Genomic DNA, 25921 nt, shown 5'->3' on the forward strand with positions numbered 1-25921 from the left:
CGGCAGGGCCCAACCCTGTCCCGGTCTCCTCAGAATAGAGGACGCAAGCCTCTGGGAAAGTGAGTATTGTCAAAAACAGAGCGGCACCGCACAACAAAAAGGGAATCGCGCAGCCGAACGCTGAGCGTCCCGCGAGCGGCAGTACAGATAAAAAAAACAGAAGGAGGAATCCATGGCCAGGATAAAAACAGGCACGTCCAGTAGCGACATCGACGGCGACACCGTCGACTCGCATTCCCATTCAGAATTCGGTCCGAAAACCACTGCGCCGGCGCGGCAGGGTTCTCAGCCTCATCTGCGCAAAGCTTTTACGGGAGCTCTTCTCCTGACGTTGGCGCTTGCGTCTGGATGCGCCAACAACTATCTCTACAGCTCAACGCGTGACAAACAGGGCGCGGCGGCCCAAACCGCATGGAAGGCTGTGGACCTCAAACCCCTCTTTGCGAAGGAACGCGCGAATCAGGTCAGGCTGCTGAAAGAAGAACAAGCCAACCAGGATGCGCTGGGTACCACAGAGCGGGACCTTCGGCTCCGGATTATTGCCAGCCACACGCCCTTGACGGACTCGCTTGAGAAACCCATACGCAAGGCGCTCATAGCGTCTATGGGCAGCGATAGCGATCCACCAGAAGTAGCGAGTTGGCAAGATCTTCAAGGGGAGGCGAACGACGCAGCCCTGAATAATGAACAGATAAATGCTTATGCGTTTGTAGTCATGGGTCTTGAGCCTCCAAGCTGTGAAGAGCTTATTGATGACAAAAAAGACCCCATTGAAAACAAAACGCCAGACTACATCACGGAGTGGAAGAAGGGGGCGATTGACAAGGACAAGACTCAAGCTGACTTCGCGGTGAGCCGATACAGGGATGCATGCAAGCCTCAGAAGGAATTCGAAAAGAAACTGAACAAAGCCGGAGATACTTTTAAGAACGGCCGTGTTCACCTTGCCTGGACAACGCACGAGCGTGATCGCAAGAAACTGGATGAGATGAAAATCACGGCCAGAAATGCCCAGAACGCCTATAAGTCAGCGAAAAAGGCCTATGTCGATGCCGTCGACGCCGCCGAAGGAGCAAAGAACGAGAAAGATAAAACGTCGGCTCAAGAAGGTGTGGATAAAGCCAAAGCTCTGCTGGTCGCAGCCGTCGACAAGCTCGACCACTTGCCCGACCCCATATCCCGCCTGTTCCTCAGCAAAGAAAAGGTCGCCTCCCTTCAGGAGTTCATCGCCAGCCTGACGGACTCGACGGAGACACCTACGACCAAGGCAAAAGGGAAAATCGCCGCAGCTGCTGTGCTTTTTCCGAAAATCATCGATGACGCCAATGCAGCCCTGGCCGCAGCCAGGAAGCCGATGCAAACACCACTGCTCATAGCGCGTGACGGTTTCGAGCTAAAGGCAAAGGCGGCGGCAAAGGATCTGGCGGCCCAAGAAGCGGTCGTCAAGTTATCGCGTGCCATCTTCGATACCGAACTGGCCCGAATGGAGGCGCTTCGCGCCGCCAACGCGCAGCTCCACGACACCACCAAAGTACCCGCCGCCGCACTGAAACTCCATCTCACGGCAGCTGAGACGAAGTACCCCTCGGCCGCGGAGACCATTGAGTTTTCCGTCCTGAAATACCTGGACGCCGTAGGCGCCCTGGATGCCCGCAAGCTCAAGCTCGAATACGCCCGCTGGGACGCATTCTCGGAGCGCAAGGTGGCTTATGCGGAGGATGCCGCGGCGCAATGGCAATCACTGATCAACACCACGGTTGCGCAGCTAGCCGCTTATCACGAAGAGGGTTGGACCACCGAGAAATCACTGGCTCCAATTAACTCGGCCTTGTTGCTCTTGATCGGATTAAGGGGAAATTGATGAAAGCTTTACTCGCCGTTTTGGTTGCCAGCTCAATCCTGATGGGCTGCGCAACCGACCCCCATGTGCTCGAAGAGGCCAACCTTACCGTCGGCATGATGGGCGAACTCAAAGGTGAAATTGACAACTACCGGAAGGTACAACAGCTGGAAGACAAGTACCGCAATGACTTTATTGCCGGTCAACGCAGCCGGATTTCAACCTTTAGCGAAAACCTCAAAGAGTTCACTCCGAAACTGGTCGCACCCGCCGTCAAAAACCAGGCCGAAGCGTACAAGCGCCTGCGAGAGGTTTCTGAAATTCGCGCAGCCCGCATCGCCACCGGCCCTGTGGAAGTTGAGCTCAAGCTGGTGGAGCCCTTGCCCGACGTAGGCCCTCAACTGAGCGCAGCACAGGTGGCGACCTCACCACTTGCTTCAGAGCTCGGCCGAAAAGAGCGGCTTGAAAACATCCGGAAGTTTGCAAAAGATGTCCACGATGGCATCAAAGACAACCTCAAGAAGATTGAAGACGCGAACGGCAGCGTGACGGCCGCCAAGCCACCAGTCCAGACACAAGTCAAAACACAGTAAACAAAGGAGTCAAAAAATGGCCACAAATGCTGCTGTTCCCAATCTTCCCGATGTCAGCCAACTTGATTTTGGCCCTGCTGCTCAGAATTTCGATGACATGGGCAACGAAGAATTCAAGCGATTTCTCGAAGTCTGGTTTACCCAGGGGGGCGCATTGACCAGCACGATCAGCCTGGCGCTGAAGATGCAGAACATTACGGCGGGCGCTGAAGCCGCAGCGTGGGCGGCAGAGGGCATCGCGGCAGACAAGCAAGTTGGCAGGCTTCGCCGGATGATGGATGAATTTCGCGCCAACCAATCCACCATCAAAGCCCCCACCGCGGCAACCGTTCAGAAGGTAAAAGACCTGGCCCAGATTGTCGGGAACCTGCAGGCAGCGCAGCTCCAGGCCCAGGCGATTGCAGCCGCGGTAGCGTCAGTATTTATCGCCAGCAACAAGGTATTCAGCTCTGCCGCGCCGCCTCCGGCTTGAGGCGAACGGTCAGATTGCGCCGCGGTTCACCAAGCGGCCAATCACCTGCGCCGGCTGGCCTTATTCGGGCAACTCAGCTTCAAAACGCTTCAGCTCTTCTTCGATAGTTCCGCGGCTGTCGAAGTCTTTCTGCGCCTGGCCGTACCAATACTCGGCATTGCCCAGGTCGCCTTCCTCAATGTGCAGGATGCCGTGCAGCCAGGCGCCCAGCTGCGATTCATCGCTCTGCACCACAACATGTGCTTCATTCCAGCGCCCCGCGCGCATGTGGTCCAGGGCTTGGCGAAGATCGGCCATCGGCAGTTCCTTGAATTGGGTTGGATGACTGGAATGTATCGCTTGCGCGCCATTCCTGCTCCGCTACCGGCAAAGTTCTGCCGAAACAGGGCTATGCCTCCCCAAACCTCTAGATAAGCTGCAAAACCTGCGGCAGCGGGCGCCGCGGTTTTTGCGGCCAGTTTTCCGGCATGGCCACACCCACCGCGACCAGCAGGGCGGGGACTTCATCCACCGCCAGCTTGAACTCGCGCGCCACGGCTTCAGCGTCAAAACCGATCATGGGCGCTGAGCCCAGCTTCATGGCCTGCGCGGCATACATCAAGGTGCCGGCGCCCAGCGCTGCGGAGCGGATTGCCTCATCGCGCTGCCGCTGCGGTTGCCCCGCATACAGGCTGGCGGCAGCCCCTTGCCAGCCGGGCACCATGGCCGCGGGCATGAAACCGGCATCCACTGACGGTGCGAGCCTGTCCGGCAATGTCTCGGCGTTGGGCAGCTGGCCGCACACAATAAAAGTGACCGCGGCCTCCGTGACTTTGGCCTGGTCCCACGCAAGCTTTCGCAGCCGCGCCTTGGCGTCGGCCGTGCGCACGGCGATAAATCGCCAGTTCTGCAGATTGAAAGAGGTCGGCGCCTTGGTGGCCAGGCGAATGAGCTCCTGGATTTGCGCGTCGTCGAGGGTTTGCGATGCGTCGAACAGATTGGTGGTGCGGCGCTCTTCGATGGCCTGGATGAAGGGATGCGTCATGGATATTTCCTTTTTTTGGACAAAAGAATCCCCGCCTTGCCTGGTGCGGCAAGGTTCAAGGATGAATGGGTGAACGGGTGAATGCGGCCAGTTGCCGCAGTGGGTGGACTAAGGGCTAGACCACGGTGTCGACGACACCGCCGTCGACCCGAAGCGCCGCGCCCGTCGTGGCGGACGCCTGCTCGGAACTGACATAGAGAATCATGTTGGCCACCTCTTCAACCCGGGCCGCGCGCCGGATGATGGAAGAGCTTCTGTGGGTGTTGACGAAATCGGCGGCGACCTTTTCAAGACTCTCGCCGGTGCGCTCCACATCGGCCTTGAGCATTTCGGCCACGCCCTCGGAAAGGGTGGGCCCCGGTAGCACGGCATTGACCGTCACGCCCGTTCCGGCCAGGCGCTTGGCCAGCCCGCGTGACACCGCCAGTTGCGCGGTTTTTGTGAAGCCGTAATGGATCATGTCCGAAGGGATGTTGACGCCCGACTCCGACGAGATAAAAACAATGCGCCCCCATCCGCGCCGCACCATGCCCGGCCCGTAGGCCCTGGACAGTTGCACGCCCGACATGACGTTGACCTCAAAGAATCGCCGCCATTCGCTATTGGGCGTTTCAAAAAAGTCCTGCGGCCCGAATATGCCCAGGTTGTTGATCAGGATGTCGAAGTCCGGGTATTGCGCAACCAGCCGTGCGCAGGTGGCTTCATCGCTCAGGTCGCCGGCAAAGCCCTCGACCTTGCCCGGCGCGCCGCCCAGTTGCGCGATGGCGGCGGCCAGGCTTTTTTCGCTGCGCCCGTTGATGACGACATGCGCGCCCGCCGCCAGAAAACCCTTGGCGGCGGCAAAGCCGATACCGCTGCTTGAACCGGTGATAAGAACCCGGCGCCCTGTGAAGTCAATGATCATGGTGAAAGCTCCTTGTGCATGTCCCTGTGATGGCCTCTACTGTGAATCATTTGCCGTTCATTGATAATCGCCTCGATATCAAATTCACTGTTCGATAAATTCGAAAGCTGAGGCCAGTCACATGGACCGCATCGACGCGTTGAGGATGTTCATCGAAACCGCGGAAGCCGGCAGCTTCTCGGCCGTGGCGCGGCAACGCGCGATTGCCACCTCCACCGTCACGCTGGCGATCAACCAGCTCGAAGAAGAGTTCGGCGCGCGGCTGTTGGTTCGCTCCACCCGCCGCCTGGTCTTCACGCATGAAGGCGAAAAGCTGCTGGGCGATGCGCGCCGCCTGGTGTCCGACTGGGACGTGGCGATGTCAGGGCAGAGGCTGGAAGGGCCCCTGACCGGGCCCATCCGCGTCACCGCCTCGCATGACTTTGGCCGCTCAAGGCTGCGGCCCTGCCTGGATGCGTTTCAGGCCAGCCACCCCGGCATTCATATCAGCCTGATGCTCAACGACAGCAACCTGGACCTGATGGACGAGCAGATCGACCTGGCGCTTCGCAACGGTCCCCTGCCCGACTCCAGTTTGCGCGCCCGCCTGCTGCTGCGAAACGAGCGGCTGGTGTGCGCATCGCCCGCCTACTGGGGCCGCGCCGGCAAGCCCGCACACCCCAAAGACCTGGCCGGCCACAACTGCCTGGTACTGGCGCGGCCCGGCGCGCCGCTGGTGGCATGGCCGTTTCGCGAGGGCTCAAAGCCCTTCAGCGTCAAGGTCTCCGGCGACCGGCAGGTGGACGACGGCAGCATCCTGCGTGACTGGGCACTGGCAGGAGTCGGCGTGGCCTTCAAGAACCGCCTGGACATCCAGCATGAGCTGCAGGCCGGCACGCTGGAGACGGCGCTCGACGACTATGTTGTCGGGCCCACCGATCTTTATGCGGTGCACCCCGGCGGCGCGCCCAGCCGGCGCGTGCTGGCTTTGGTGGATTTTCTGGCGCAATCGCTGGCGGAGCCCGGCGAAAGAAACGCCGTCAAAATTTAATGCGCCCAGGGCGGCACCTGCAACGCCGCCACCAGAAAGTCCACCAGCCGCCGCACTTTCAAGGGCAGCTGTTTGCGTGTGGGGTAGACGGCAAAGATGCCCAGCTCGACCGCACGAAACTCCGGCATAAGTTCCACCAGCGCGCCGCTGCGCAGGTCTTCATGAACAAGGAAATCCGGCTGCAGGATGACGCCCTGGTGCGCCAGTGCCGCAGCCCGGCAGGTATCGCCGTTGTTGGCGTGGATACGTGAGCGTGTGTTCACCGTCACTTCCCCTTTGGGCCCTTGAAAGCTCCACACATCGCCCGTCGCCCAGTAGCTGTACGACACCACCTCGTGCGAAGCGAGCTCGTGCGGATGCACGGGCGTGCCGTGCTGCGCCAGGTAAGCCGGTGAAGCGCAGAGCACCATGCGCGTGCGGGCCAGCGGGCGGCTCACCAGGCTGGAGTCGGCGAGCCGCGCAATACGCACCACCAGGTCATAGCCCTCCTCGACCAGGTCGACCACGCGGTCCGACAGCACGATCTCCAGGCTGACCTGTGGGTTCTCCGCCGCGAAGCGCCCCCACAGCGCGGCCAGGTGCAGCACGCCAAAGGTCTGCGGTGCGCCTATGCGCAAGCGGCCCTGTGCCTCGACAGCGCTGGAGCCCACTTCAGCTTCGGCCTCCTGAACCGCGAGCAACACCTCTTTGCAGCGCTGGTAGTAAGTCTGGCCTTCGCTCGTCAGCGAGAGGCGGCGCGTCGTGCGCTGCAACAGGCGCGTGCCCAGGTGCGACTCCAGCTCGTTCACATGGCGCGACACCGCGGGTTTTGACAGCCCGGTCGTGTCGATGGCGCCGACAAAGCTGCCGGCCTCAACGACCGCCGCAAAGGTTTTCATGGCTTGAAGAATGTCCATAGTCTCGAATTTCAAAACAATATATGCAGCATAAGGCTGTTTATCTCCAAATTGTTCCCCAATAAAGTTCTTCTACGCCAGCAAACCTGCCGGCGATACCGCGCCAATCCAATCCATCCCAATCCACACGGAGAGAACCATGAACAGGAAACTGACCCAAGTCGCCGCCGCCCTTGCACTGGCAGGCGCCGCCACGCTGGCCGCCGCGCAAACCCGCCCGGCCGACATCGTGAGCCCCATCACCGACAAGCCGCTGTCCGCCAAGACCAGCGCCGCAGACGCTCGCAAGGCCGGCCGCGCGGCCTATGAAAAGCCCACGCCCGACAACAGCATCATGCTGTTCATCGACCACCAGGTCGGCCTGATGGCGAGCACCCGCGACTTCGCCCAGGCGGCAGGCTACAAGGCCAACGTGGTGTCGCTGGCGCAAATGGCCAAGGCGCTGAAAATCCCGGTGCTGCTGTCGTCTTCGAATGCGCAGTGGCAAAACGGCGATCTGCTGCCGGAGCTCAAGGACACCTTCAAGGACCAACCCATCTATCGCCGCACCGGCATCATCAATGCCTACGAGGACCCGTCCTTTCGCAAGGCGCTGGAAGAGCTGGTGGCCAAAACCGGCCGCAAGCACATCATCATCTCCGGCGTCACGCTGGGCACCTGCGTCACGCTGCCGACGCTGTCCATGATCAATGACGGCTACGTGGTGCACCCGGTGGTGGACGCCTCGGGCGCCTGGAGCAAATACGAAGCCGACGCCGCGATGCAGCGCATGAGCACCGCGGGCGCGCAGCTCAACACCGTCTTCGCGCTCGGCGCTGAATTGCAGGCCGACTGGAAACTGCCGTCTGCCAACGACATGCTCGCACCCTTCGTCAACGGCCTGCCCGAGTACGGCTGGATCGTGCAGCAGTTCTGGAACAACGCCGATGCGGCCAACCGCCCGGTCAAAGACCCGTTCGGCCTCGTCAAGTAAACAAGCCCCCGCCCCATGCGCTCCCTTGGCGCGTGGGGCGGGCGCTGCCAAGGAGTATTTCCATGAAGATTCCCGCCCTGTTTGTTTCACACGGCGCACCCATGTTTGCGCTGGAGCCCGGCCAGGCCGGCCCTTTGCTGCACGCCATCGGCAAGCGCCTGCTGGCGCTGCCCGGGCTGCGCGCCATTCTCGTGATCTCGCCGCACTGGCGCACACGCGGACTGCGCGTCGGTGCGAGTGCGCGGCCGGAGACCGTTCACGACTTCGGCGGCTTTCCGGCGCCGCTCTATGCGCTGCAATACCCTGCTCCAGGCGCACCCGAAATTTCCGGCGAGGTAGCAACCTTGCTGGCCCGCGCCGGGCTTCCTGCCCAACTGATGGACGAGCAGGGGTTGGACCACGGCGCCTGGGTGCCGCTGCTGCACCTGCTGCCCGGCGCGCCGCTGCCGGTGTTCCAGCTCTCGCTGCCGATCGAGCTGCGCGCCACCGATGCGCTGGCGCTGGGCCGCGCGCTGGCGCCCTTGCGTGAGCAGGGCGTGCTCATCCTGGCCTCGGGCGGCCTGACCCACAACCTGTATGAGTTCCGCCAATCGGAGACAGAGACGCCCGAAAGCTATGTGCATGAATTTGTGCAATGGGCGCGCCGCGCCGCGCTGGCGCATGACGAGGCGGCGCTCGTCGACTTTCGCGGTGCACCGCACAGCCGGCGCGCCCACCCCTCGGACGAGCACTACCTGCCACTGCTGGTGGCTGCCGGCGCCAGCAGCGCGGGCGAGCCGGTTGAGGTCATGGAAGGCGGCGTGACTTATGGCGTGCTGTCGATGGAAGGTTATGTGTTTGGCGACCTGCCGGCCGCGCCTGCCCTTGCCTGAACTCATTCTGAATCCGCTGCATATATAGAGAGAAAGAGAAAACCATGCCCTCCCCTTTCATCATCGTCCAGCAGCCGCAAGGCCCGGCATCGCAACTCGTGCTGCTGATGCACGGCGTCGGCTCGGTGCCCGAGTCCATGCTGGGCGTTGCGCACTGGTTCGCCAGCCGCGACAGCCACGCCATGGTGGTCAGCATTGCGTCGCCCGATCCGTCCGACATCTCGACTGGGCTGCAATGGTTCTCGGTGCGCGGGGTGACTGAAGACAACCGCCAGGCGCGCGTGGATGCGGCGATGCCAAGCTTCGTGGCGACCGTGCAGCACTGGCAGCGCGTGTCAGGCGCCGACGCAGCGCACACACTCATCGCCGGCTTTTCCCAAGGCGCGATCATGGCGCTCGAATCCACCAAGCTCGCGGCCCCACCCGCGCTGAGCATCGTTGCCATCGCAGGGCGCTTCGCTACCTTGCCGGGCCATCAGTCCAATGCAGTGATCCACCTGCTGCATGGCAACGCCGACCCGGTGATGCCCGCCGCGCTGGCGCAGGCCGCGCAGACTCGGCTTGAGCAGTTGGGCACGCGCGTCACACTGGATGTGGTGCAGGGCGTGGGCCACGAGCCGCATCCGGCGCTCATGGAGCGCCTTGCCGCGCGGTTTTGATTTTTCAGCGCGCCTCTGCCGCCATTTCGAGATCGATCTTCGACACATCCATGGTGGTGAGCACGGTCTCGCGATCCACGGCCAGTTGCTCATCGCTCAGAAAGGCCGTCCCCTGCACCGGAAAGAACTGCAAGGACTTCAGCCCCACGCAGCCCAGGGCAGCGGTCAGATAAGGCGTCAGGAAGTCAGGCTGGTTGGCGCGAGCACCGGTGAAGGATCCGCCGGAGGCGATGCCGACATACACCGGCTTGTCTTGCAGCAGGCCGATCTTCTCGCCTGTGGCCGACATCCCGATCGTGCGGCCTACCCGCAGGATCTGGTCTATCCAGGCCTTGAGCACGGAGGGCACGGTGAAGTTGTTCATCGGTGTGCCGATGACCAGCACGTCGGCGGCTTCCACTTCACGGATCAAGGCTTCCGACAGGCGCAGGGCCCCTTTCGCTTCTCCGGCAGCCAATGTCGCCGGCGAAGACAGCGCCCAGGCATAGTCGGCCTCGGGATGGGCGATGGGCTCGCGGCCCAGGTCACGGTGGGTGACCTGGGCATCGGGGTCCACGGCAAGAAGCCGCTCAACGATGGCAGTCGAGACTTTCCGGCTCTGTGACTCAGCCCGGGGGCTGCAGTCGATACGCAGAATTTTCATGTGAGCTTCTCCAGTCCCTTACTGACGCATCCCGATGGCCAGGCGGTTAAAGCCGCTCATCAAAGCAATGGCAAAGCACAGGTCGGATATTTCGACATCGCTGAAATGCGCCTTGAGCGGTTCGTAATCTTCGTCAGGCGCATGCGTCTTGTCGATATGGGTCAGCGATTCCGTCCATGCCAGGGCGGCGCGCTCGCGCTCGCTGAAATGGTCACTGACGCGCCAGCCGGCCAGGCTGTCGAGCTTGGCCTCGGCCATGCCGCCGGCGCGCAGTGCCTTGGCGTGCATTTCCAGGCAAAAAGCGCAGCCGTTGATCTGCGACATGCGCAGCCAGGCCAGCTCGATCAGCGGCTTGCCGAGGGGGCTGCTCTCCAGCGCTTTTTTGGTGGCGCCAAAGCCTTGGTAGGCAGCGGGAGACAGGGTGTGATAAGGCAAACGTTTGGGCATACTCATAAAAATCTCCAATCAAATTCAGCAATAAATAAAAGGTGAGGCGCGGCTCAGGCGGTGGCCTGCAGCGCCTGGCGGAAATGCATTCCCACGGCCAGCAGGCCCTGGCGGAAATAAAAGCGCTGGCCCAGCGCATTCGCCAGCCCCGTGTCGAGAACAAAGTTGGCGCAGCCTTGCTGCCGCGCCTCTTCACGCACCGCATCAATCAAGGCAGCGCCCAGGCCGCAGCGGCGGGCCTCGGCAGTTGCCACCAGGTCATCGACATACAGGAAACGCCCGTAAATCAGGTTCTCCTGGATGCGATAGCCGGCCAGGCCTTTAACCTGGTCGCCCTGCCAGCCGGCCAGCAGCCGGTAGCCCTGGGCAGCCTGGCGGCGCACCTGTGCGGCAAATGCGGCCGCATCGGCCAGATGGGGGCGCAGCTCATGCATGACGCTGAAACACGCCTGACAGTCCTCATCGCTGTCGATCAGGCGCAATTGAAATTGGCTCATGTGATTCCTGTCTAACTTTCCTGTCTAACTTTCTTCTCGAACAGGCTCCACTGTAGGAAAATAATGTCCTATGGCATAGGTCCAAGAAATGATTAAATTCATGGGACATCCAGGACACAGGAGGCCTCACCGATGGACTTGCAACAGCTGAAACCAAGCCGGGAGCAGGACGCAGCGATCTACCTGCAGCTGTACCGCCGTTTCCGCGAGTCGATTGCCAGCGGCAAGCTGCGCCCCGGCGATCGTGTGCCCTCGGTGCGCAGCCTCGCCAGCGAGCTGAACCTGGCGCGAGGAACGGTTGAAAAGGCTTACCAGATCCTGGTGAGCGAGGGCTATTTCGTGGCGAACGGCGCCGCGGGAACCGTCGTATCCCCCCGGCTGGGAAACCTGGCTGAAGCCGGCCGCGCCAAGGTAGCCGCGCCACCTGCCGGCGCAGCAACCCGCGAGCTGGACGAGGCGGGCAAGGTCTTGCCGTTTCAAATGGGCTTTCCTGCGCTGGATGCGTTTCCGCGCAAGGTCTGGGCACGCCTGGCCGGCCGCAGCCTGCGCACGCTGGAGATCGCGACGATGAGCTATCCGGACCCATCGGGATACGGGCCCCTGCGCCGCGCCATTGCGACCTACCTGGGCATCTCCCGCGGTATCACCTGCTCGCACGAGCAGGTGTTTGTCACCGCAGGCTATCGGGGCGCGCTGGAGCTCGTGCGCCACACGCTGCTGCAAGCCGGCGACCTGGGCTGGTACGAAGACCCGGGCTACATCCTGGCCCGGCAGTTCCTCGAACATTCAGGCCTGCGCCTGGAGCCCGTGCCCGTCGACGACGAAGGCCTGAACGTAGGCATAGGCCAGCAACGCGCCGCCAATGCCCGCTTCGTGGTGGTGACGCCCACGCACCAAAGCCCCATGGGCTCGGCGCTGTCGCTGCCGCGGCGGCTGGAGCTGCTGGACTGGGCGCGGCGCAGCCAGGCGTGGATCATCGAAGACGACTACGACAGTGAGTTCCGCTACCACGGCCGGCCCCTGCCCGCGCTGAAAAGCCTGGACCGTGATGGGCGGGTGATGTACACCGGCACCTTCAGCAAGGTGCTCTTCCCCGGTTTGCGGCTGGCCTACCTGGTCGTGCCCGCATCGCAGGTCGGCAAGTTCAGGGACACGGTGAATTACCTTCCCGGCCCCGGCTCCATCCTGCCCCAGGCCATGGTCGCCGCCTTTATGGAACAGGGCCACTTTGCGCGGCACCTGAGCAAGATGCGAGCAGTCTACGCAGAGCGGCGCGCCTGGCTGGTCGATGCGCTGGCGACGACGCTCGGCGAGCAACTGAGCGTTCAGCCGCAAGCCGGCGGCATCCAGGTGCTGACCTACCTGAACACCCGCCAGAGCGACAAAGCCCTGACCACCGCCGCGGAAGCCAAAGGCCTCGCGGTGCAGGCGTTGAGCGACTGGCGGATGCGCAAGTCATCGCAGGGCGGCTTGCTCATGGGCTTCGCCAACTTTGCGACGCCCGAAGAAGCCGCGGCGGCAGTCAGGCGGTTGAAGGTGGTGATGGCGAACCCTTAAGGCCAGTTACCAGCTGGCGACGTCGGCGATCGCTTGCGCAAAAGCCTGCGGCGCCTCCTGGGGCAGGTTGTGGCCGATGCCGCCGGTGAGGGTGCGGTGCTCATACTTGCCGGTGAACTTTTTGGCGTAAGCCGCAGGCGGCAGATGCGGCGCGCCGTTCGCGTCGCCCTCCAGCGTGATGGTCGGCACCGAAATATTCGGCGCCACGCTCAGCTTGCGCTCGAGCTCGTCGTACCTGGCTTCGCCCGGCGCGAGCGCGAGCCGCCAGCGGTAGTTGTGAATGGTGATGGCCGCATGGTCGGGGTTGTCCAGCGCGGCAGCGGAGCGTTTGAAAGTGGCGTCGTCAAAGTTCCACTTCGGCGAAGCCGTCTGCCAGATGAGCCGCGCAAAGTCGTCGCGGTATTTCTCGTAGCCAAGGCGTCCGCGCTCCGTCGTCAGGTAGAACTGATACCACCACTGAACTTCCGCCGCCGGTGGCAGGGGATCCAGCGCGGTCTTCAGGTTGGACAGCAGGTAGCCGCTCACCGACACCAGCGCCTGGCAGCGCTCGGGCCACAGCATCGCCAGAATGCATGCCGTGCGCGCGCCCCAATCGCAGCCGCCGATCACGGCCTTGTCGATTTTGAGTGCGTCCATCAGGGCAATGATGTCCAGCGCCACCGCCGATTGCTGCGCATTGCGCACCGTGTCGGCGAAGAGAAAGCGCGTCGTGCCGTAACCGCGTAGATAGGGCACGATGACCCGGTAGCCGGCCGACGCCAGCAAGGGCGCCACATCCACATAGGTGTGAATGTCATACGGCCAGCCGTGGATCAGCAAGACAACCGGGCCGTCCGCAGGGCCTGCTTCGGCGTATCCCACACTGAGCACGCCCGCGTTGACTTGCTTCAAAGGGCCGAAGGATGTGTGCGTTCCAGGCTGGGTGGCAGGGATGCTCTTCACTGACCCTGCAGCTTGCGCCTGCGCAGAGAGCAAAAAGCCCGACTGCGCCGCGATGGCGCCAAGCACGGTGGAGCTGACGAAATGGCGGCGGCCAAGGCTGATGTGATGTGTCATGACGGTTCTTTCGTTGAAATGGTTGAGCCGGAGAGTCGGAGAGCCTGATGTATGGCTCTCCGGCACCACGGCCAGTAGACGAAAGAAACGTATCAGCGCTGTGTCGCGGCGGGTGCTGTTTGGTGTGTACGTGTCACTGCCGCCGCTGCGGATACGTAGCGACACAAAACACCCACGCCCGCCCCGCGCAAGGCAGCGTTAACAGGCCCTAGGCCTCCACGCGCACCACCACCTTGCCGCTGTGGCGGCCCTGCAGCAGGTCCGACAGCGCGGCGGGCGCATTCTGAAGGCCGTCCACCAGGTGCTCCCGCGCCTTGACCTGCCCGCTGTTGACCCATTCATCCATTTCACGGCGGAACGCGTCAAAGCGCTCGCCATAGTGGTCAAGAATGATGAAGCCCTGCACCCGCACCCGCTTCTGCAGGATTGCGGCCAGGAACTGCGGCAGCTGGTTGGCGCCGGGTGAGCCTGCCGTGTCGTTGTAGTGCGCGACAAAGCCGCACACCGGCATGCGGGCGCCGATATTGAACAGCGGCAGGACGGCCGACAAAACATCACCGCCGACGTTTTCAAAGTACACGTCGATGCCCGCCGGGCACGCGGCCGCAAGCTGCGCCGCGAACGAGGGCTCGTGTCTGTCGACGCAGGCGTCAAAGCCCAGTTCGTCGACAGCTTGCCTGCACTTGGCAGCGCCGCCGGCGATGCCCACCACGCGGGCGCCTTTGAGTTTTGCGATCTGGCCGACCATGGCGCCCACAGCGCCAGTGGCCGCGGCGACCACCACCGTTTCACCCGCCTTGGGCTGGCCGATGTCCAGCAGGCCGACATGCGCTGTGAAGCCCGGCATGCCGAGCGCGCCCAGTGCCAGTGAGGGCTGGGGCATGTCGCCAAGGGCCTGCAGGTCGCTCCCATCGCTCACCGCGTAGTCCTGCCAGCCCGTGTTGGCAAGCACCAGGTCACCCGCGCGCCAGGCAGGGTACCTTGAGTCGACGACACGGCTGACGGCGCCGCCCGGCATGGCGCCGCCCAGCGGAACGGGTGGTGCGTAACCGGGCCCGATTTCATCCATCAGGTTGCGCATATACGGGTCCAGCGACAGATAAAGCGTTTGCAGCAGCACCTGGCCTTCACCCGCGCGAGGTGCGGGCTCCGTCACAAGCTTGAAGTCCGACGCAACAGGCAGGCCGCGCGGGTGCGCCGCCAAGGTGATGCGCCGGTTAAGGGTTGGGTCTTGTTCTGAATTTTTCATGGTTGTCCTTATGTCTCGCTCAAGCAGGCCTGGGCCCACGCCGCCAGGCCAGCAAACCGCCCAGCGCGACAGCCACCAGGGCAAATGCAGGAGCGCCCAAGGCGCCAGTCCGGTCCACCATGAGGCCGCCTGCGATGGCGCCCGTGGCAATGGCGATCTGGAACGCGGCCACCAGCAAGCCGCCCGCGGCCTCTGCCTGGTCGGGTGCGGCACGGACTATCCAGGTCTGGAAGCCGACCGGAAACGCGCCGAACGCAAATCCCCACAGCGTCACGGCCACAGCGGCGACCACAAAAGAGCCGCCGCCCACAAGCAGCGCAGCCGCCAGCACGGCAATCATTACGCTGCCGGCGACGATCGCATGCCGTTCACTGCGCCCGGCCAGCCAGCCCCCCGCGAAGTTGCCGAAGAAACCGCCGATGCCGTAACCCAGCAGCACAGCAGAAATCGATGCCACAGACAGTTTCGTCACATCTTCAAGCACGGGCCTGATATAGGTGAAGCCCGCGAAGTGGCCGGAGATCACCAGCAGCACCGCCAGCAGCGCAATGCGCACCGGCCCCCGTGTGAGCAGATCTCGCAGTCCCTTCAGGCTGGCCTGGTCGCGTGGCGGCAAGGCCGGCAACGCGACCAGCTGCACGACGAAAGCGACCAGGCCGACGACGCCAGCCGCCACAAAAGCGCTGCGCCATCCCCACAGGTCACCCATCCACGCGCCTATGGGCGCCGCACAGACAGTGGCAACGGACACGCCGGTCAACACCAGCGACATCGCGCGCGGAAAAAGCCGTTCGGGCACCAGGCGCATGGCCAGTGCCGCCGCCATCGACCAGAAGCCACCCAGCGCGATGCCGAGCACCACGCGCGCGACCAGCAATACCGAGAGCGATGCGGCTGTCGCAGCCAGCAGATTGGAGACAAACAACAAGGCGGTGAGCGCCAGCAGCACCCGCTTGCGGTCAAAGCGCGCCGTCAGCAGCGGGATGGTGGGCGCGGCCACCGCACCGACCAGCGCCGTGGCCGTGACGGCCTGGCCCGCAGCGCCCGCCGTGACATGAAGATCGGCCGCCATGGCGGTCAGCAGGCTGGCCGGCAAAAATTCGGCTGTGACCAGGCCAAACACACCGAGTGAAAGAGACGCGACCGCCGGCCAGAGCGCAGCGGTCTCGCCGGACGGACCGTTGGCGGGCGTTACGCCGGCGGCCAGCGGATCGAGGCAGGCAGAAGAGGAAGTAGATGACATGGAATGTGAAGCCTTGTTGAGGACAGGGTTGCCAGCTTAGGCCTAGCATCGACAGCTTTCCATGGCGAAAGAGCCGAAATGCTTGACGATTCCTCCAGAACTTTCATGCCCGTCGTTCAGCCCCCTCAGGCAGCAGGAGGCCTTCCCGCCGCAGGGCCCGACCCGCTGACCAAAATCCTGCTGGGCCTGCGCCTGGACGGCATCGAGTACGGCCGCTGCCTGCTGCATGCGCCCTGGGCGATTTCCTTTGCGGCGCAACCCACCGCACGTTTTCATTTTTTTGCCAGCGGCGATGGCTGGATGCGCACACCGCAGTCCGGGTGGATGGAACTGAAAGCCGGTGACGCCGTGCTGCTGCCGCGCGGCACGGCCCACACCCTGGCCAGCTCACCTGAAGTGCCGCCGGTAGAGCTCGCGACCTTTGACCGCGAGCGCGTCGCCGACGACATCTACCTGTTGAGGGACGGTACTCAGGCAGGGCAAGCACCCTCCCACGTCATGTTCTGCGGCAGCATGAAGTTCAATCTCGATCCCCTGCACCCCTTGCTGACCATGATGCCGGAGGTGATACGCGCCGGCGACCTGGCCCAGCGCGACCCGGGCGTGCCCCTGCTGCTGGATGCGATGGAGCGTGAAGCCTCGCTCAACCGCATAGGCGCCTGCGGCATCCTGGCCCGCATGGCCGATGTGCTCGCCGCGAGCATCATCCGCGCCTGGGTGGAATGCGCCTGCAGCGATTCGACAGGCTGGATCACCGCGCTGCGCTCGCCCGGCGTCGGCAAGGTGCTGGCCGCCATTCACGCATCGCCCGAGCAGGACTGGAGCGTGCCGGAGTTGGCCAACATCATGGGTGCATCGCGATCAAGTTTTGCCCAGGCATTCAAGGAATCGGTAGGCGAAAGCCCGGCCAAGTACGTGGCCCGCATTCGCATGTTCCAGGCCCGCAGCTGGATTGCGCAAGACGGCATGCGCGTGACTACCGCCGCCGACCGGCTGGGCTTTGACTCAGAGGCTTCGTTCAGCCGGGCGTTCAAACGTGTCATCGGCCACCCGCCCAGCAAGGCACGCAGTGCCATGTGAGCAAGGCTTGTTAGTGCGCTGAAACCCGATCCGCCTGGCGAAGCGATTCGGTCAGGTACTCGCCAAAGGCCCGCGCAGAAGGCTTGGCGGCCCGCCCGGCCGGAAACACGGCGTGAAGTTCAACCGAGTCCATCGTCCAGTCGGCCAGCACCTGCACCAGTGCGCCGCTTGCCAGTTCGCTGCCGCATCCCCACAGTGATGTCGATGCGATACCCAATCCGGAAGACGCCGCGGCAATAGCCCCTTCATTGGTGGAACTCGTGAGCCGGCCGTCAATCCGGATGGATGTGGCTCGCCCGTCCTTGCGAAAAGTCCAGGCCCGACCGGAGCCCACCGGCCCGGCTATCACCGAATGATTCGCAAGCTGGGCGGGAGCATCTGGAACGCCATGACTGCGCAGGTAAGACGGTGAGGCCACCAGCAAATTGCCGATCGCGCCCAGCCGGCGCGCCATGGCAGTTGAATTCGCCAGCGTGCCAAAGCGCAGCGCCACATCGACGCCTTCGCTCACCAGTTCCTGACGCTGGTCATTCATGAGCAACTCAATGCGTAGCGCCGGATGCGCGTCCATAAATGCGGGCAGCCGTGGAATCAGCTCACGCACGGCAAAGCTCGATGACACACCGACGCGCAGCACACCCGTCAGTTCGCCCGTGCCCCGGGCGGCTTGGTCGGCCTCTTCCAGCGCGGCAAGTATCAGCTCGACCCGGGCCAGATAGTCGGTTCCCGCCTCCGTCAGCGTGACGGCTCGCGTGGTGCGCGTCAGCAGCGCCACGCCCAGTTCCTTCTCCAGCATGGAGACGATGCGCGACGCGGAAGGCTGCGTGAGGCCAAGCTCACGCCCGGCACGCGAGAAGCTCCCGGTCTGGGCGACACGGCAGAAAAGGCGCAGGGAAAGGATACGGTCACTCATTTGATTTGCAAATATATCTTATCCGCGAAGAGGCTCTAGTGCCGTATTGGCAAATAAACGATATTTCACTTCACCACGGTTTGATGCGGGCCGCCAGTCTCAGTCTGGCTACCCCCGCCGGCAACACATCGACGTCAGGCCGTGTACTTCGAGCAATAGAAACTTCAGGAAAGAAAGCAATCAGCACCATGAGCAAGTTAACTGGAAAAATCGCCGTCGTCACTGGCGGCAGCAGCGGCATCGGCCTGGCAACCGCCAAACGGTTTGTGGCCGAAGGCGCCAAGGTGGCCATTACCGGCCGCAACCAGAAGGCCCTGGACGAGGCAACCCGCGAACTGGGCCCGTCGGCCATTGGCGTTCAGGGCGATGTCTCAAGCGTTCAGGACCTTGACCGCATCTTCAAGACCGTAGGCGCCCAACTCGGCAAAGTCGATGCGCTGGTGATCAACGCAGGGGTCTACGTTCTGGGGCCGGTGGCGGAGTTCACCGAAGCGCAGTTTGACAAGGTAAGCGACATCAACTTCAAGGGCGCTTTCTTCAGCGTTCAAAAAGCCTTGCCGGTTCTCAAGGACGGCGCCTCCATCGTTCTGATCTCTTCGACCGTCAATGGCAAGGGCATTCCCAACCATGCAGCCTATTCGGCCACCAAAGCAGCCGTTCGCTCCCTGGCGCGCAGCTTCTCGGCGGATCTGTTGAGCCGGAACATCCGGGTCAACTCATTGGCCCCCGGGCCGGTCGATACGCCCGTCTTCACCACCGTGACAAGCAACGCGGATGAAGCCAAAGCCATGGCCGCCGCCATGGGCGACTTCGCGCCGGTTAAAAGGCTGGGCAGGCCGGAAGAGATTGCAGCCGCTGCGCTGTTCCTCGTATCCGACGAGTCCGCCTTCATGCTGGGAACGGAAATCCTGGTGGACGGTGGCGTGAGAGATCTTTGATTTAGATCTCTGGTGGTGGATGCACCACCAGGCTTCGCGCGCTATACAGCCCTTAGCGCCGGCAGCACACTGTTCGCAAACATCCGCATTTGTTTCAGCGCCTGCGCGTTATCAAGCAAGCCATTGCCGTTAAAAACGCAGCGCAGGTGGCCAATGCCTGTGCTTTCGCGCAGCGCCATGATCTGGGCGTGGCAGGCGTCGGGCGTGCCGGCGATGAACTGCTCGCTCAGCATGCGGCCGGTGTCTGGCGGCGGCACCTCGTGGGCAGGCACGCCGCGCCGGCCGGCGAAATAAATGCGGCGGGCATGCAGCCGCGGCCACAGATCCTGCAGTTGCCCCTCAACCTCGGCCTGCGTCGCACCTATGCACACGTAGCGTGCCAGGGAGCTGCGGGCGCGCAGACTGGTGCGCAATTGGCCGGACACGGCGCCAGCCTGCGCGTCGAGTTCGGCGAGTTGTTTGATCTCGGGCGGCTCCAGGCTTAGCAGCAGCGGCAGCGCGTGGCGTACGGCCAGGCCTATGGTCTCGGGGGTGGAGCCGGCGATGTAGAGCGGCGGGTGTTCGCCGACCAGCAGCACCTCAAGCCCCGCCTCGAAGCAGGCGCGGGTGGCATCTGCAGGAATTCCAAGCGCCTGCAGGGTGGCGGGGTCGGTGCCGCGGCCCAGGCCGGCATCGAAGCGCTTGCCGCTTTGCCAGGCCAGCTGTTGCAACTCTTCGGCCAGCAGCTGAGGCTGGTGCAGCGGCAGCACCAGCACCGCCGTACCCACGCGCAGCCGTTCAGTGCGGGCCAGCAGGGCCGAGGCGAGCAGCAAAGGCGAGGGATAGGGCCGGGCATCTGCCGTGAGGCGGAATTCACTGAACCACACACCGTCAAAGCCCAGGCGGTCTGCCTCTTCAAACAGCGCGAAGAACGCGCGTGTATCGCCGTGGGTGGCATCGCGCGTCCAGCCCGCCAGGTCTATGCGCATCGCCGGCAGGCGCTGCGGGGGCAGCGACGCTGTCATGCGTTCATCTCAGGGTCTGCTTGCCGGGCAGCGGCAAATAGGCCAGGTCTGCCGCGACCTCGCCGCGCAGCAAGTGCGACTCGATGATGCGGTTAACGCCGGCTTCGTCCACCCCGCCGTACCACGTGCCTTCGGGAAACACCTGCACCACCGGCGCGAGGTTGCACGGCCCGAGGCAGCTGGTGCGGGCGCTCATCATGCCCTCGCCGGCGTTACGCAGGTCCAGCCGCTTTTGCTCATTGCGCAGATGGCCCCATGTCTGCGCTGCGCCTGCGTGGTTGCAGGGCCCGCCCTGACAGACGAGGACGCGGCGCTTTTGCGGCGGGATCACCGAGCCGCCCGGGCTGGCTGCGGCAGGGGCGCCGATCCGGGCCGCGGGCTGGCCGAGCAGGCTTTGCACCAGGGTGTCGATGGCCAGGGTGTCGCCGGGCGGGATGCAAAGGCTCACCTCGAGGCGCTGCTCGGCATCGCGCTGCCAGCGCTGCACCGCACCGCTGATCCAGCTGCGGTAGCCCGGCTCCATCGGCACCAGCAGGGGCACGATGACGATCTCGCCAGGCACACGGCCACCCATTGCATCGCCGGAGGCCAATGCGTCCATCGCTTCGCGCAGGCTGGGGCTGCCCTGCTCGCTGAAGGCATGCACAACTGCTGCAAAGCTGCTTGCCATGGCGGCCTGGGTGCGTTGGGCCAGTTCTTCCATTTCGCGCACGGCCGCGGCCGTGATGGACGCCCTGGACAAAAGAATGGCGGCGCGCAGTGGTGAGCCGCCGTGTGAGTCATCTCGTGAGTCGTCGGTATTCATGATGAGACGCTTTCAGTGGAGCTCGCTTCAACCGGAATCACATAGGGCAACCCGCCGTCGCTGCCGATGCGCGCGCCCACGCCAAAAAGCGCCTGCACATTCGCCGGCGTGAGCACCTCATTAGGTGTGCCCGCATCCAGCAGGCGGCCGGCTTGCAGCATCAGCAGCCGGTCGCAAAAGCGTGCGGCCAGGGCCAGGTCGTGAATCGCGATGACCGCGCCCGCGCCGCGCTGGCGCGACAGATCGCGCACAGTCTGCAGCGTGGCGAGCTGGTGGCGCAGGTCCAGGTCGCTGGTGGGCTCGTCCAGAAGCAGCAGGCGGCCTTGCTGCGCCAGGGCGCGGGCCAGCAGCACACGCTGGCGTTCGCCGCCGCTGAGGTCGCTGAAGTGGCGCAGCGCCAGTGGCTCCAGCGCGAGCCGCTCGATGGCGGCCAGGGCAATGGCCTCGTCTTGCTGCGGCGAGCTGCGGCCGCGGTGCGGCAGCCTGCCGAGCAGCACCATGTCGAGCACACGCAGCGACATGCTGGGGCCGGTGTGCTGCGGCACATAGGCGATGGTGCGGGCCAGCTCCTGGCGCGCGTAGCCGGCCAGCGCACGGCCATCGAGCAGCAGGCTGCCGCCGCTGAGCGGCCGCAAACCGGCAACGCACTTGAGCAGCGAGCTCTTGCCCGAACCGTTGGGGCCGACCAGGCCCAGCACCTCACCGGGCTTCAGCGCCAGGTCGATGCCCCGGAGCACTTCGGGCGAGGCGCGCCCGCCGTAGCGGCTGCGCAGGCCGCCGGCCTCGATCAAGGGAAAAGCCGCCGCCGTGCCACTCATGACGACATCTCGTTGCGCCGCGTCAGCAGCAGGTGCAGAAAGAGCGGCACGCCCAGGAAGGCCACGACGATGCCGACGGGCACCACCACCGGCGCAAACAGCAGGCGCCCGGCCATATCCGCCAGCAGCACCAGCAGTGCGCCCACCACCGCGGCAAAAGGCAGCAGGGCCCGGTGGTCGCCACCTATCAGCAGGCGCGCGATGTGCGGCGCGACCAGCCCTACAAAACCGATCACACCGGTAAAGCTCACGATGGCCGCGCTGCTCAGCACCGCAGCCAGCGTGATGGCGACGCGGGCGCGGGCGACCGCCACACCCAGCGAAGCAGCCACGTCGTCGCCTCCGGCGCTGAATGCATTGAGCGCACCCGCATGAGCCAGCATCACCGGTGCGCACACCAGGCAGATACCGCCGGCCACCGAGACCTCGTGCCAGGTGCGGCCGTTGAGCGAGCCGAAGGTCCAGTGCACGATGGCCGCCAGCTGCTGCTCACTGGCAAAGAATTGCAGCGCCGCGGTGAGCGCGCCAAAGAGATAGGTAAACGCCACGCCCGCCAGCACCAGCACCATGGCATTGACGCCGCGCAGCGAAGCCAGGCCCAGCACGCCGGCCGCGCACACCATGGCCGAGGCAAAGGCCAGCGCCACCGTCCACCAGGCGCCGGTGGCGGGCAGGCTGTTCCAGCCCAGCAGGATGGCGATGGAGGCGCCGAAGGCCGCAGCCGGCGAAATGCCCAGCGTGTAGGGGCTGACCAGCGGGTTGCGTGTGATGCCCTGCATGGAGACACCGGCCATAGCCAGCCCGGCGCCGCAAATCAAAGCCATGACGGTGCGCGGCAGGCGCAGTTGCATCAGCACGTTGCGCTGCGGGCCGTCGATGGCCCAGACGTCAAGACCCGGCAGCAGCGACAGCAGCTGGCGCAGCACCGTGCCCACGGGCAGCGACTGCACGCCCAGGCTGAGCGAAGCGAGCACGGCCAGGGCCAGGGCGCACAAGGCCAGCACCGCAATGCGCAGCCGGCTGGCACGCAGGCGGCCCATGGCCTGCCGCAGCGCCGCGATGGCCGGCGATGCTGCGGCCGGGACCGTGACCGTGTCGGCCATGCTGCTCATGCCTGGCCCTTCACGCTGGCCAGTGAATACCAGTAGCCGCGTTGCGCCGCCACACCCTGGAAGTCTTTCAACCACGTGCCCATGACGGCCTGCGGATCAATGCCGGCCATGCGCTCGGGATGCAGCCACTGCGCGATCTGCAGCGCGCCGGTGATCTTGGAGCAGCCCGAGGCGAGGTAGTAGCTGAGGTGGTAAATCTGGCCGCGCCGCAGGGCCGGCGTGCCCTGCAGGCCGGGCCGCGCGGCCAGCTTGCCAAGCAGGTCGGCCGAGAAGGCGCGCGGGTGCGGCAGGTACTGGCCGGGCTGCAGCTTGATGACGGCATCGGGCCGGCGCGCCTGCACTTCTTCGGGGTCGACCTCAAAGTTCTGCACGTTGCCGCGCGGCGAGATACCGCCGGCAAGCTGGATGTCGCCGAAGACATTGACGCCGCCGCCGGTCTCAATCATGTCGTGCCAACCTGAGCCCTGCAGCACGGTCTTGTAGTTGCCGACTTCCTCGAAGTACACACGTTTGGGCGTGACGCCCTGCAGCCGGCTGCGCAAGGTGTCGCGCCAGTGGCGGTAAAAGGCGTTGAGGCGCGCGGCCCGCTCAGGCTGGTAAAAAAGCCGGCCGAGCAGTGTGACGTTCCACTCATGCTTGAGCAAGTCCCACCCTGTGACGATGATGACCGGAATGCCGAAAGGCTTGAGCACCTCCGCGGCTTTTTTCCAGTCGCTGTTGCGCGGCATGAAAACGGCGTCGGCCTGCATGCCGACAATGGCCTCGTAATTGAGGCTGGACTGGCCGCTGCCCGCCAGCATGCCGGGGGTGACGCCGGGCCAGTAGTCGGGGTACTTGCTGCCGTCGAAGTCCACGCCCACAACCGCCGGCATGGCGCCGATGGCGCGGATGAACTCCGTTGTGTAACGGTTAAAAACCACCACACGTTTGAGCGGCAGCGTGACTTCCACACTGCGGCCCAGATCGTCTGTGATGACCGTAGCCGCCCCGCCCTGGGCCAACGCGGGGCCAGCCAGCCAGGCGGCGCCCGCCGACCCCAGCGCCCGTAGCAGCGCCCGCCGGCCGCCGGAGCCGGCGTTCCGGTCAGAACGCATAGATGCCGGTGAGCCACACCGTGCGCGGCCGGCCCAAAATCCACTGCACGTCCGAGCCCTGCGTGGCATAACTCTTGTTCAGGAGGTTGTCTACGCGCAGGTCCAGCGTCACACCTTTTACCGCGCGCCAGTTGATGCCGGCGTTGACGACGGTGTACGACGGCAAGGAATCGGTGTTGGTGTTGTTCACAAAGCGCCGGCCGACATATTGCAGGGCGGTGCGTGCGGTCCAGTCGGGCGCGAAATCCCAAAAGACACTGAGGTTGGCGCTGCGCTTGGGCACCGTCATCGGCACCTTGCCGGCGAGCTGCTGCGTACCGGCGCCGACCTGGGCCCTGAAGTCGTCGAACTTCGGATCCAGCACCGTGCCGTTGACCTCCACGCGCCAGGCATTGAGGCGGATAGAGGCTGAGGCCTCAATGCCGCGCGAGGACTGCTGGCCGACCTGCTCCTGGATGGTCGGGTTGGCCAGGTTGGCGGTCAGCAGGTCTTTCTTGACGAGATGGTAGGCCGCAAGCGTCCAGTCGAAGCGCCCGCCCCAAAGACTTTGTTTCAGGCCGACTTCGACCTGCTTGCCCTTGGACAACCCGAAGCCCTGCTGGTTGGCGCCTATGCTGGCCAGCGACGTGACCGGGTCTTGCGCCGTGGCAACCTGGCCGTACAGCGCGAGTTCGGGCACTGGGTTAAAGACCACGCCCAGGCTGCCGCTGGTGCCGCTGACCTTATCGTTGGTGGTGATGCGCGTCTGGCGGTCTTCGCGTTCGGTGCGGTAAGTGTCGCTGCGCAAGCCGGCAACCACCGACCAGCGCTCGCTCAGCGACAGGTGGTTCTCGAAAAAGACACCGACGCGGTTGAGCGCCAGGTAATACATGGGGATCGATTCACCCTGCCAGGCCGCGCGGTACAGCCCCGGCACAGGGTTGAGCGCGCTGACGGTGGAGGTGCCGCCGCGGTTGTTGTCGTAGCGGTCGTAGAAGCTGCGCTCAACCTGGAAGCCGGCGAGGAACTCGTTCTTCATGCCGCCGATCTGGCCCTTGAACTTGGCGTAGGTGTTCACGCCCTGCTGGGTCTGCACCGAGTAAGAGATGTCGCGGTAGCTGGTGCGGCGCACCGAGGCTGTGGCCGGCACGTAGGTAAACACGGTGGCGTCGCGGTAGCGGCGGTTGTGCGTCAGGCTGTAGAGCGTGTTGTGCACGGTGACGTCGGCCGAAGGCTTCCACTCGGTGTCCAGCGTGACCCACTTGTCCTGGAAGAAGAGGTCGCTGTCGGCGATGTTGTAGTTTTTGGTCTCGGTGCCAGGCACGGGCGCACCGTTGAAGACCGGCGTGCCGAGGTAGTGCATCGGTTTCTGGCGCCCGTAGTCGGCGGCCAGGATGAAATTGAGCTGCGGCGACAGGTCGTAGCGCAAGGAGGCCGACGCGGCCAGCGTGTCGGACTGTCCGCGGTCTACCCAGTTGTCGGAGCTGCGGTGGCTCAGGTCGACGCGGTAAGAAAAGCCGTTGCCCAGCGGGCCGGTGCTGCTGATGGCTTCATGCCAGGAGTTGTCGGAGCCTATGCCCAGGCCGATCTCGTGCGACGACTGCGTCGGGTTAGGCCGCTTGCTGACCACATTGACCGCGCCGCCTATGGAGCCGGCGCCGTAAAGTACCGAGGCCGGCCCATAAAGCGCCTCGATGCGCTCGACGTTCCACGGGTCAAAGGGAAAGCTCACCACGCCGCCGGCGTTGGAGAGCTCCAGGCCGTTGTAGAGCTGCTTGACGGAGTTGACGCCGGTGAACCCACGCGCGCTGAGCACGTTGCCGCCGTTGCCGGGGCTGTTGGCCGAACTCATGCCGGGGGCCAGCGTCTTCGCATCGATGACCGAGGTGGTGCCTAGCGCGCGGATCAGCTCACCCGGCACGATGGCGACGCTGGCCGGTGTTTCGAACGGCGTGAGCTCAAGCCGGCTTCCGGCCGTGGACGGCAGCACCAGCGGCGTGGCGACGCCGCGGCCTTCGGTGATGGTGACCGGGGCCAGCGTTGGGGAGGCAGCGCTGTTGGCCGTCTGGGTTTGGGTCTGGGCGTGGACAAGGGCGCAGGGGTAAGCCGCTGCGATGGCGAACGGAAGCGCGGCAATGCGCGCACGAAGTACGGATTTCACGTGAAGGGTCAATCGCAAAAAATAACCCTGGCCGGCATCCCCGCCGGCGTCTGGGTGACACG

General features: G+C 64.3%; 27 protein-coding genes. 10 read left to right on the plus strand and 17 right to left on the minus strand.

Annotated elements, in window-relative coordinates; genetic code table 11:
- The first annotated feature begins 172 nt into the window (after nt 1-172).
- Genes BM408_RS09750 through BM408_RS09760 form a run of 3 tightly spaced genes read left to right on the plus strand, consistent with a single transcriptional unit; the run spans nt 173 to nt 2905 of the window.
- Nucleotides 173-1861, plus strand: a complete 1689-nt coding sequence (locus BM408_RS09750) for a hypothetical protein (protein ID WP_092129377.1) — start codon at nt 173-175, stop codon at nt 1859-1861.
- Entirely contained in the window at nt 1861-2433 is a 573-nt protein-coding gene (locus BM408_RS09755; RefSeq protein ID WP_092129379.1) for a hypothetical protein, read from the plus strand. The genes BM408_RS09750 and BM408_RS09755 overlap by 1 nt, the downstream gene beginning before the upstream one ends.
- Before the next feature lie 16 nt (nt 2434-2449).
- Nucleotides 2450-2905 (plus strand): hypothetical protein, encoded by a 456-nt coding sequence (locus BM408_RS09760; RefSeq protein ID WP_092129381.1) that lies wholly within the window; start codon nt 2450-2452, stop codon nt 2903-2905.
- Between the two features lie 60 nt (nt 2906-2965).
- Here the strand turns inward: BM408_RS09760 and BM408_RS09765 are convergent, their stop codons facing one another.
- The 3 genes from BM408_RS09765 to BM408_RS09775 all read right to left on the minus strand — a co-directional run bounded on the left by BM408_RS09765 (nt 2966) and on the right by BM408_RS09775 (nt 4833).
- Nucleotides 2966-3202, minus strand: a complete 237-nt coding sequence (locus tag BM408_RS09765) for a hypothetical protein (RefSeq protein WP_092129384.1) — start codon at nt 3200-3202, stop codon at nt 2966-2968.
- Nucleotides 3203-3311: 109 nt separating this feature from the next.
- Complete coding sequence (locus BM408_RS09770) at nt 3312-3929, minus strand: nitroreductase family protein (RefSeq protein ID WP_092129386.1); 618 nt, start codon at nt 3927-3929, stop codon at nt 3312-3314.
- A gap of 115 nt (nt 3930-4044) precedes the next feature.
- Nucleotides 4045-4833 (minus strand): SDR family NAD(P)-dependent oxidoreductase, encoded by a 789-nt coding sequence (locus tag BM408_RS09775; protein ID WP_092129388.1) that lies wholly within the window; start codon nt 4831-4833, stop codon nt 4045-4047.
- A gap of 121 nt (nt 4834-4954) precedes the next feature.
- Here BM408_RS09775 and BM408_RS09780 point away from each other — a divergent pair, with 121 nt between their 5' ends.
- Nucleotides 4955-5863: a LysR family transcriptional regulator gene (locus BM408_RS09780; RefSeq protein WP_092129390.1), complete on the plus strand. Its 909-nt coding sequence runs from the start codon at nt 4955-4957 to the stop codon at nt 5861-5863.
- Here BM408_RS09780 and BM408_RS09785 read toward each other — a convergent pair.
- A complete protein-coding gene (locus BM408_RS09785; protein WP_092129392.1) occupies nt 5860-6759 on the minus strand; it encodes a LysR family transcriptional regulator in 900 nt (299 codons plus the stop codon). The two genes, BM408_RS09780 and BM408_RS09785, sit on opposite strands and share 4 nt — an antisense overlap.
- A 139-nt stretch (nt 6760-6898) precedes the next feature.
- Between BM408_RS09785 and BM408_RS09790 the strand changes: the two genes are divergently transcribed.
- From BM408_RS09790 to ypfH, 3 genes are all read left to right on the plus strand, one after another.
- Nucleotides 6899-7732 (plus strand): isochorismatase family protein, encoded by an 834-nt coding sequence (locus BM408_RS09790; RefSeq protein WP_092129394.1) that lies wholly within the window; start codon nt 6899-6901, stop codon nt 7730-7732.
- 62 nt (nt 7733-7794) lie between these two features.
- Nucleotides 7795-8604: a dioxygenase family protein gene (locus tag BM408_RS09795; protein WP_092129396.1), complete on the plus strand. Its 810-nt coding sequence runs from the start codon at nt 7795-7797 to the stop codon at nt 8602-8604.
- A 44-nt stretch (nt 8605-8648) separates the two neighbouring features.
- Nucleotides 8649-9263, plus strand: coding sequence for an esterase (gene ypfH / locus BM408_RS09800; RefSeq protein WP_092129398.1), 615 nt, complete (start codon nt 8649-8651; stop codon nt 9261-9263).
- Between the two features lie 4 nt (nt 9264-9267).
- On the opposite strand, the gene BM408_RS09805 is transcribed toward ypfH, so the two are convergent.
- From BM408_RS09805 to BM408_RS09815, 3 genes are read right to left on the minus strand one after another with little or no spacing between them, the layout of a single operon-like run.
- Nucleotides 9268-9906: an FMN-dependent NADH-azoreductase gene (locus BM408_RS09805; protein WP_092129400.1), complete on the minus strand. Its 639-nt coding sequence runs from the start codon at nt 9904-9906 to the stop codon at nt 9268-9270.
- 18 nt (nt 9907-9924) lie between these two features.
- Nucleotides 9925-10359: a carboxymuconolactone decarboxylase family protein gene (locus BM408_RS09810; RefSeq protein WP_092129560.1), complete on the minus strand. Its 435-nt coding sequence runs from the start codon at nt 10357-10359 to the stop codon at nt 9925-9927.
- 47 nt (nt 10360-10406) lie between these two features.
- A complete protein-coding gene (locus tag BM408_RS09815; RefSeq protein WP_092129402.1) occupies nt 10407-10850 on the minus strand; it encodes a GNAT family N-acetyltransferase in 444 nt (147 codons plus the stop codon).
- A gap of 132 nt (nt 10851-10982) precedes the next feature.
- Between BM408_RS09815 and BM408_RS09820 the strand changes: the two genes are divergently transcribed.
- Nucleotides 10983-12407: a MocR-like pyridoxine biosynthesis transcription factor PdxR gene (locus BM408_RS09820; RefSeq protein ID WP_092129404.1), complete on the plus strand. Its 1425-nt coding sequence runs from the start codon at nt 10983-10985 to the stop codon at nt 12405-12407.
- A gap of 6 nt (nt 12408-12413) precedes the next feature.
- Here BM408_RS09820 and BM408_RS09825 read toward each other — a convergent pair whose 3' ends face one another.
- The 3 genes from BM408_RS09825 to BM408_RS09835 form a co-directional block, all read right to left on the minus strand.
- Complete coding sequence (locus BM408_RS09825) at nt 12414-13463, minus strand: alpha/beta fold hydrolase (RefSeq protein WP_092129406.1); 1050 nt, start codon at nt 13461-13463, stop codon at nt 12414-12416.
- Between the two features lie 208 nt (nt 13464-13671).
- The gene (locus tag BM408_RS09830; protein ID WP_092129408.1) at nt 13672-14712 is read right to left on the minus strand and encodes an NADP-dependent oxidoreductase; all 1041 of its coding nucleotides are present in this window, start codon (nt 14710-14712) and stop codon (nt 13672-13674) included.
- Nucleotides 14713-14731: 19 nt separating this feature from the next.
- Nucleotides 14732-15955 carry an MFS transporter gene (locus BM408_RS09835; protein ID WP_092129411.1) on the minus strand — a complete coding sequence of 408 codons (1224 nt, stop codon included), beginning with the start codon at nt 15953-15955 and terminating at the stop codon, nt 14732-14734.
- A 78-nt stretch (nt 15956-16033) separates the two neighbouring features.
- Between BM408_RS09835 and BM408_RS09840 the strand changes: the two genes are divergently transcribed.
- Nucleotides 16034-17035: an AraC family transcriptional regulator gene (locus tag BM408_RS09840; RefSeq protein WP_092129414.1), complete on the plus strand. Its 1002-nt coding sequence runs from the start codon at nt 16034-16036 to the stop codon at nt 17033-17035.
- 10 nt (nt 17036-17045) lie between these two features.
- Here the strand turns inward: BM408_RS09840 and BM408_RS09845 are convergent, their stop codons facing one another.
- On the minus strand, nt 17046-17948 hold the full coding sequence (locus BM408_RS09845; protein WP_092129416.1) for a LysR family transcriptional regulator: 903 nt from the start codon (nt 17946-17948) through the stop codon (nt 17046-17048).
- Nucleotides 17949-18136: 188 nt separating this feature from the next.
- Here BM408_RS09845 and BM408_RS09850 point away from each other — a divergent pair, with 188 nt between their 5' ends.
- Entirely contained in the window at nt 18137-18886 is a 750-nt protein-coding gene (locus tag BM408_RS09850; protein WP_092129418.1) for a glucose 1-dehydrogenase, read from the plus strand.
- A 41-nt stretch (nt 18887-18927) separates the two neighbouring features.
- Here BM408_RS09850 and BM408_RS09855 read toward each other — a convergent pair whose 3' ends face one another.
- Genes BM408_RS09855 through BM408_RS09880 form a run of 6 tightly spaced genes read right to left on the minus strand, consistent with a single transcriptional unit; the run spans nt 18928 to nt 25859 of the window.
- The gene (locus BM408_RS09855) at nt 18928-19890 is read right to left on the minus strand and encodes an LLM class flavin-dependent oxidoreductase (protein ID WP_254774756.1); all 963 of its coding nucleotides are present in this window, start codon (nt 19888-19890) and stop codon (nt 18928-18930) included.
- A gap of 4 nt (nt 19891-19894) precedes the next feature.
- Nucleotides 19895-20695, minus strand: coding sequence for a (2Fe-2S) ferredoxin domain-containing protein (locus BM408_RS09860; protein ID WP_092129420.1), 801 nt, complete (start codon nt 20693-20695; stop codon nt 19895-19897).
- Nucleotides 20692-21513 carry an ABC transporter ATP-binding protein gene (locus tag BM408_RS09865; RefSeq protein WP_092129422.1) on the minus strand — a complete coding sequence of 274 codons (822 nt, stop codon included), beginning with the start codon at nt 21511-21513 and terminating at the stop codon, nt 20692-20694. Before BM408_RS09865 ends, BM408_RS09860 begins: the two co-directional genes overlap by 4 nt.
- On the minus strand, nt 21510-22625 hold the full coding sequence (locus BM408_RS09870; protein WP_254774757.1) for a FecCD family ABC transporter permease: 1116 nt from the start codon (nt 22623-22625) through the stop codon (nt 21510-21512). Before BM408_RS09870 ends, BM408_RS09865 begins: the two co-directional genes overlap by 4 nt.
- Entirely contained in the window at nt 22622-23719 is a 1098-nt protein-coding gene (locus BM408_RS09875) for an ABC transporter substrate-binding protein (RefSeq protein ID WP_092129424.1), read from the minus strand. The genes BM408_RS09870 and BM408_RS09875 overlap by 4 nt, the downstream gene beginning before the upstream one ends.
- Nucleotides 23709-25859 (minus strand): TonB-dependent receptor, encoded by a 2151-nt coding sequence (locus BM408_RS09880; protein WP_175541742.1) that lies wholly within the window; start codon nt 25857-25859, stop codon nt 23709-23711. Before BM408_RS09880 ends, BM408_RS09875 begins: the two co-directional genes overlap by 11 nt.
- Between the last annotated feature and the right edge of the window lie 62 nt (nt 25860-25921).

Source organism: Polaromonas sp. YR568 (genome assembly GCF_900116715.1).
Taxonomy (GTDB): Bacteria; Pseudomonadota; Gammaproteobacteria; order Burkholderiales; family Burkholderiaceae_C; genus Polaromonas.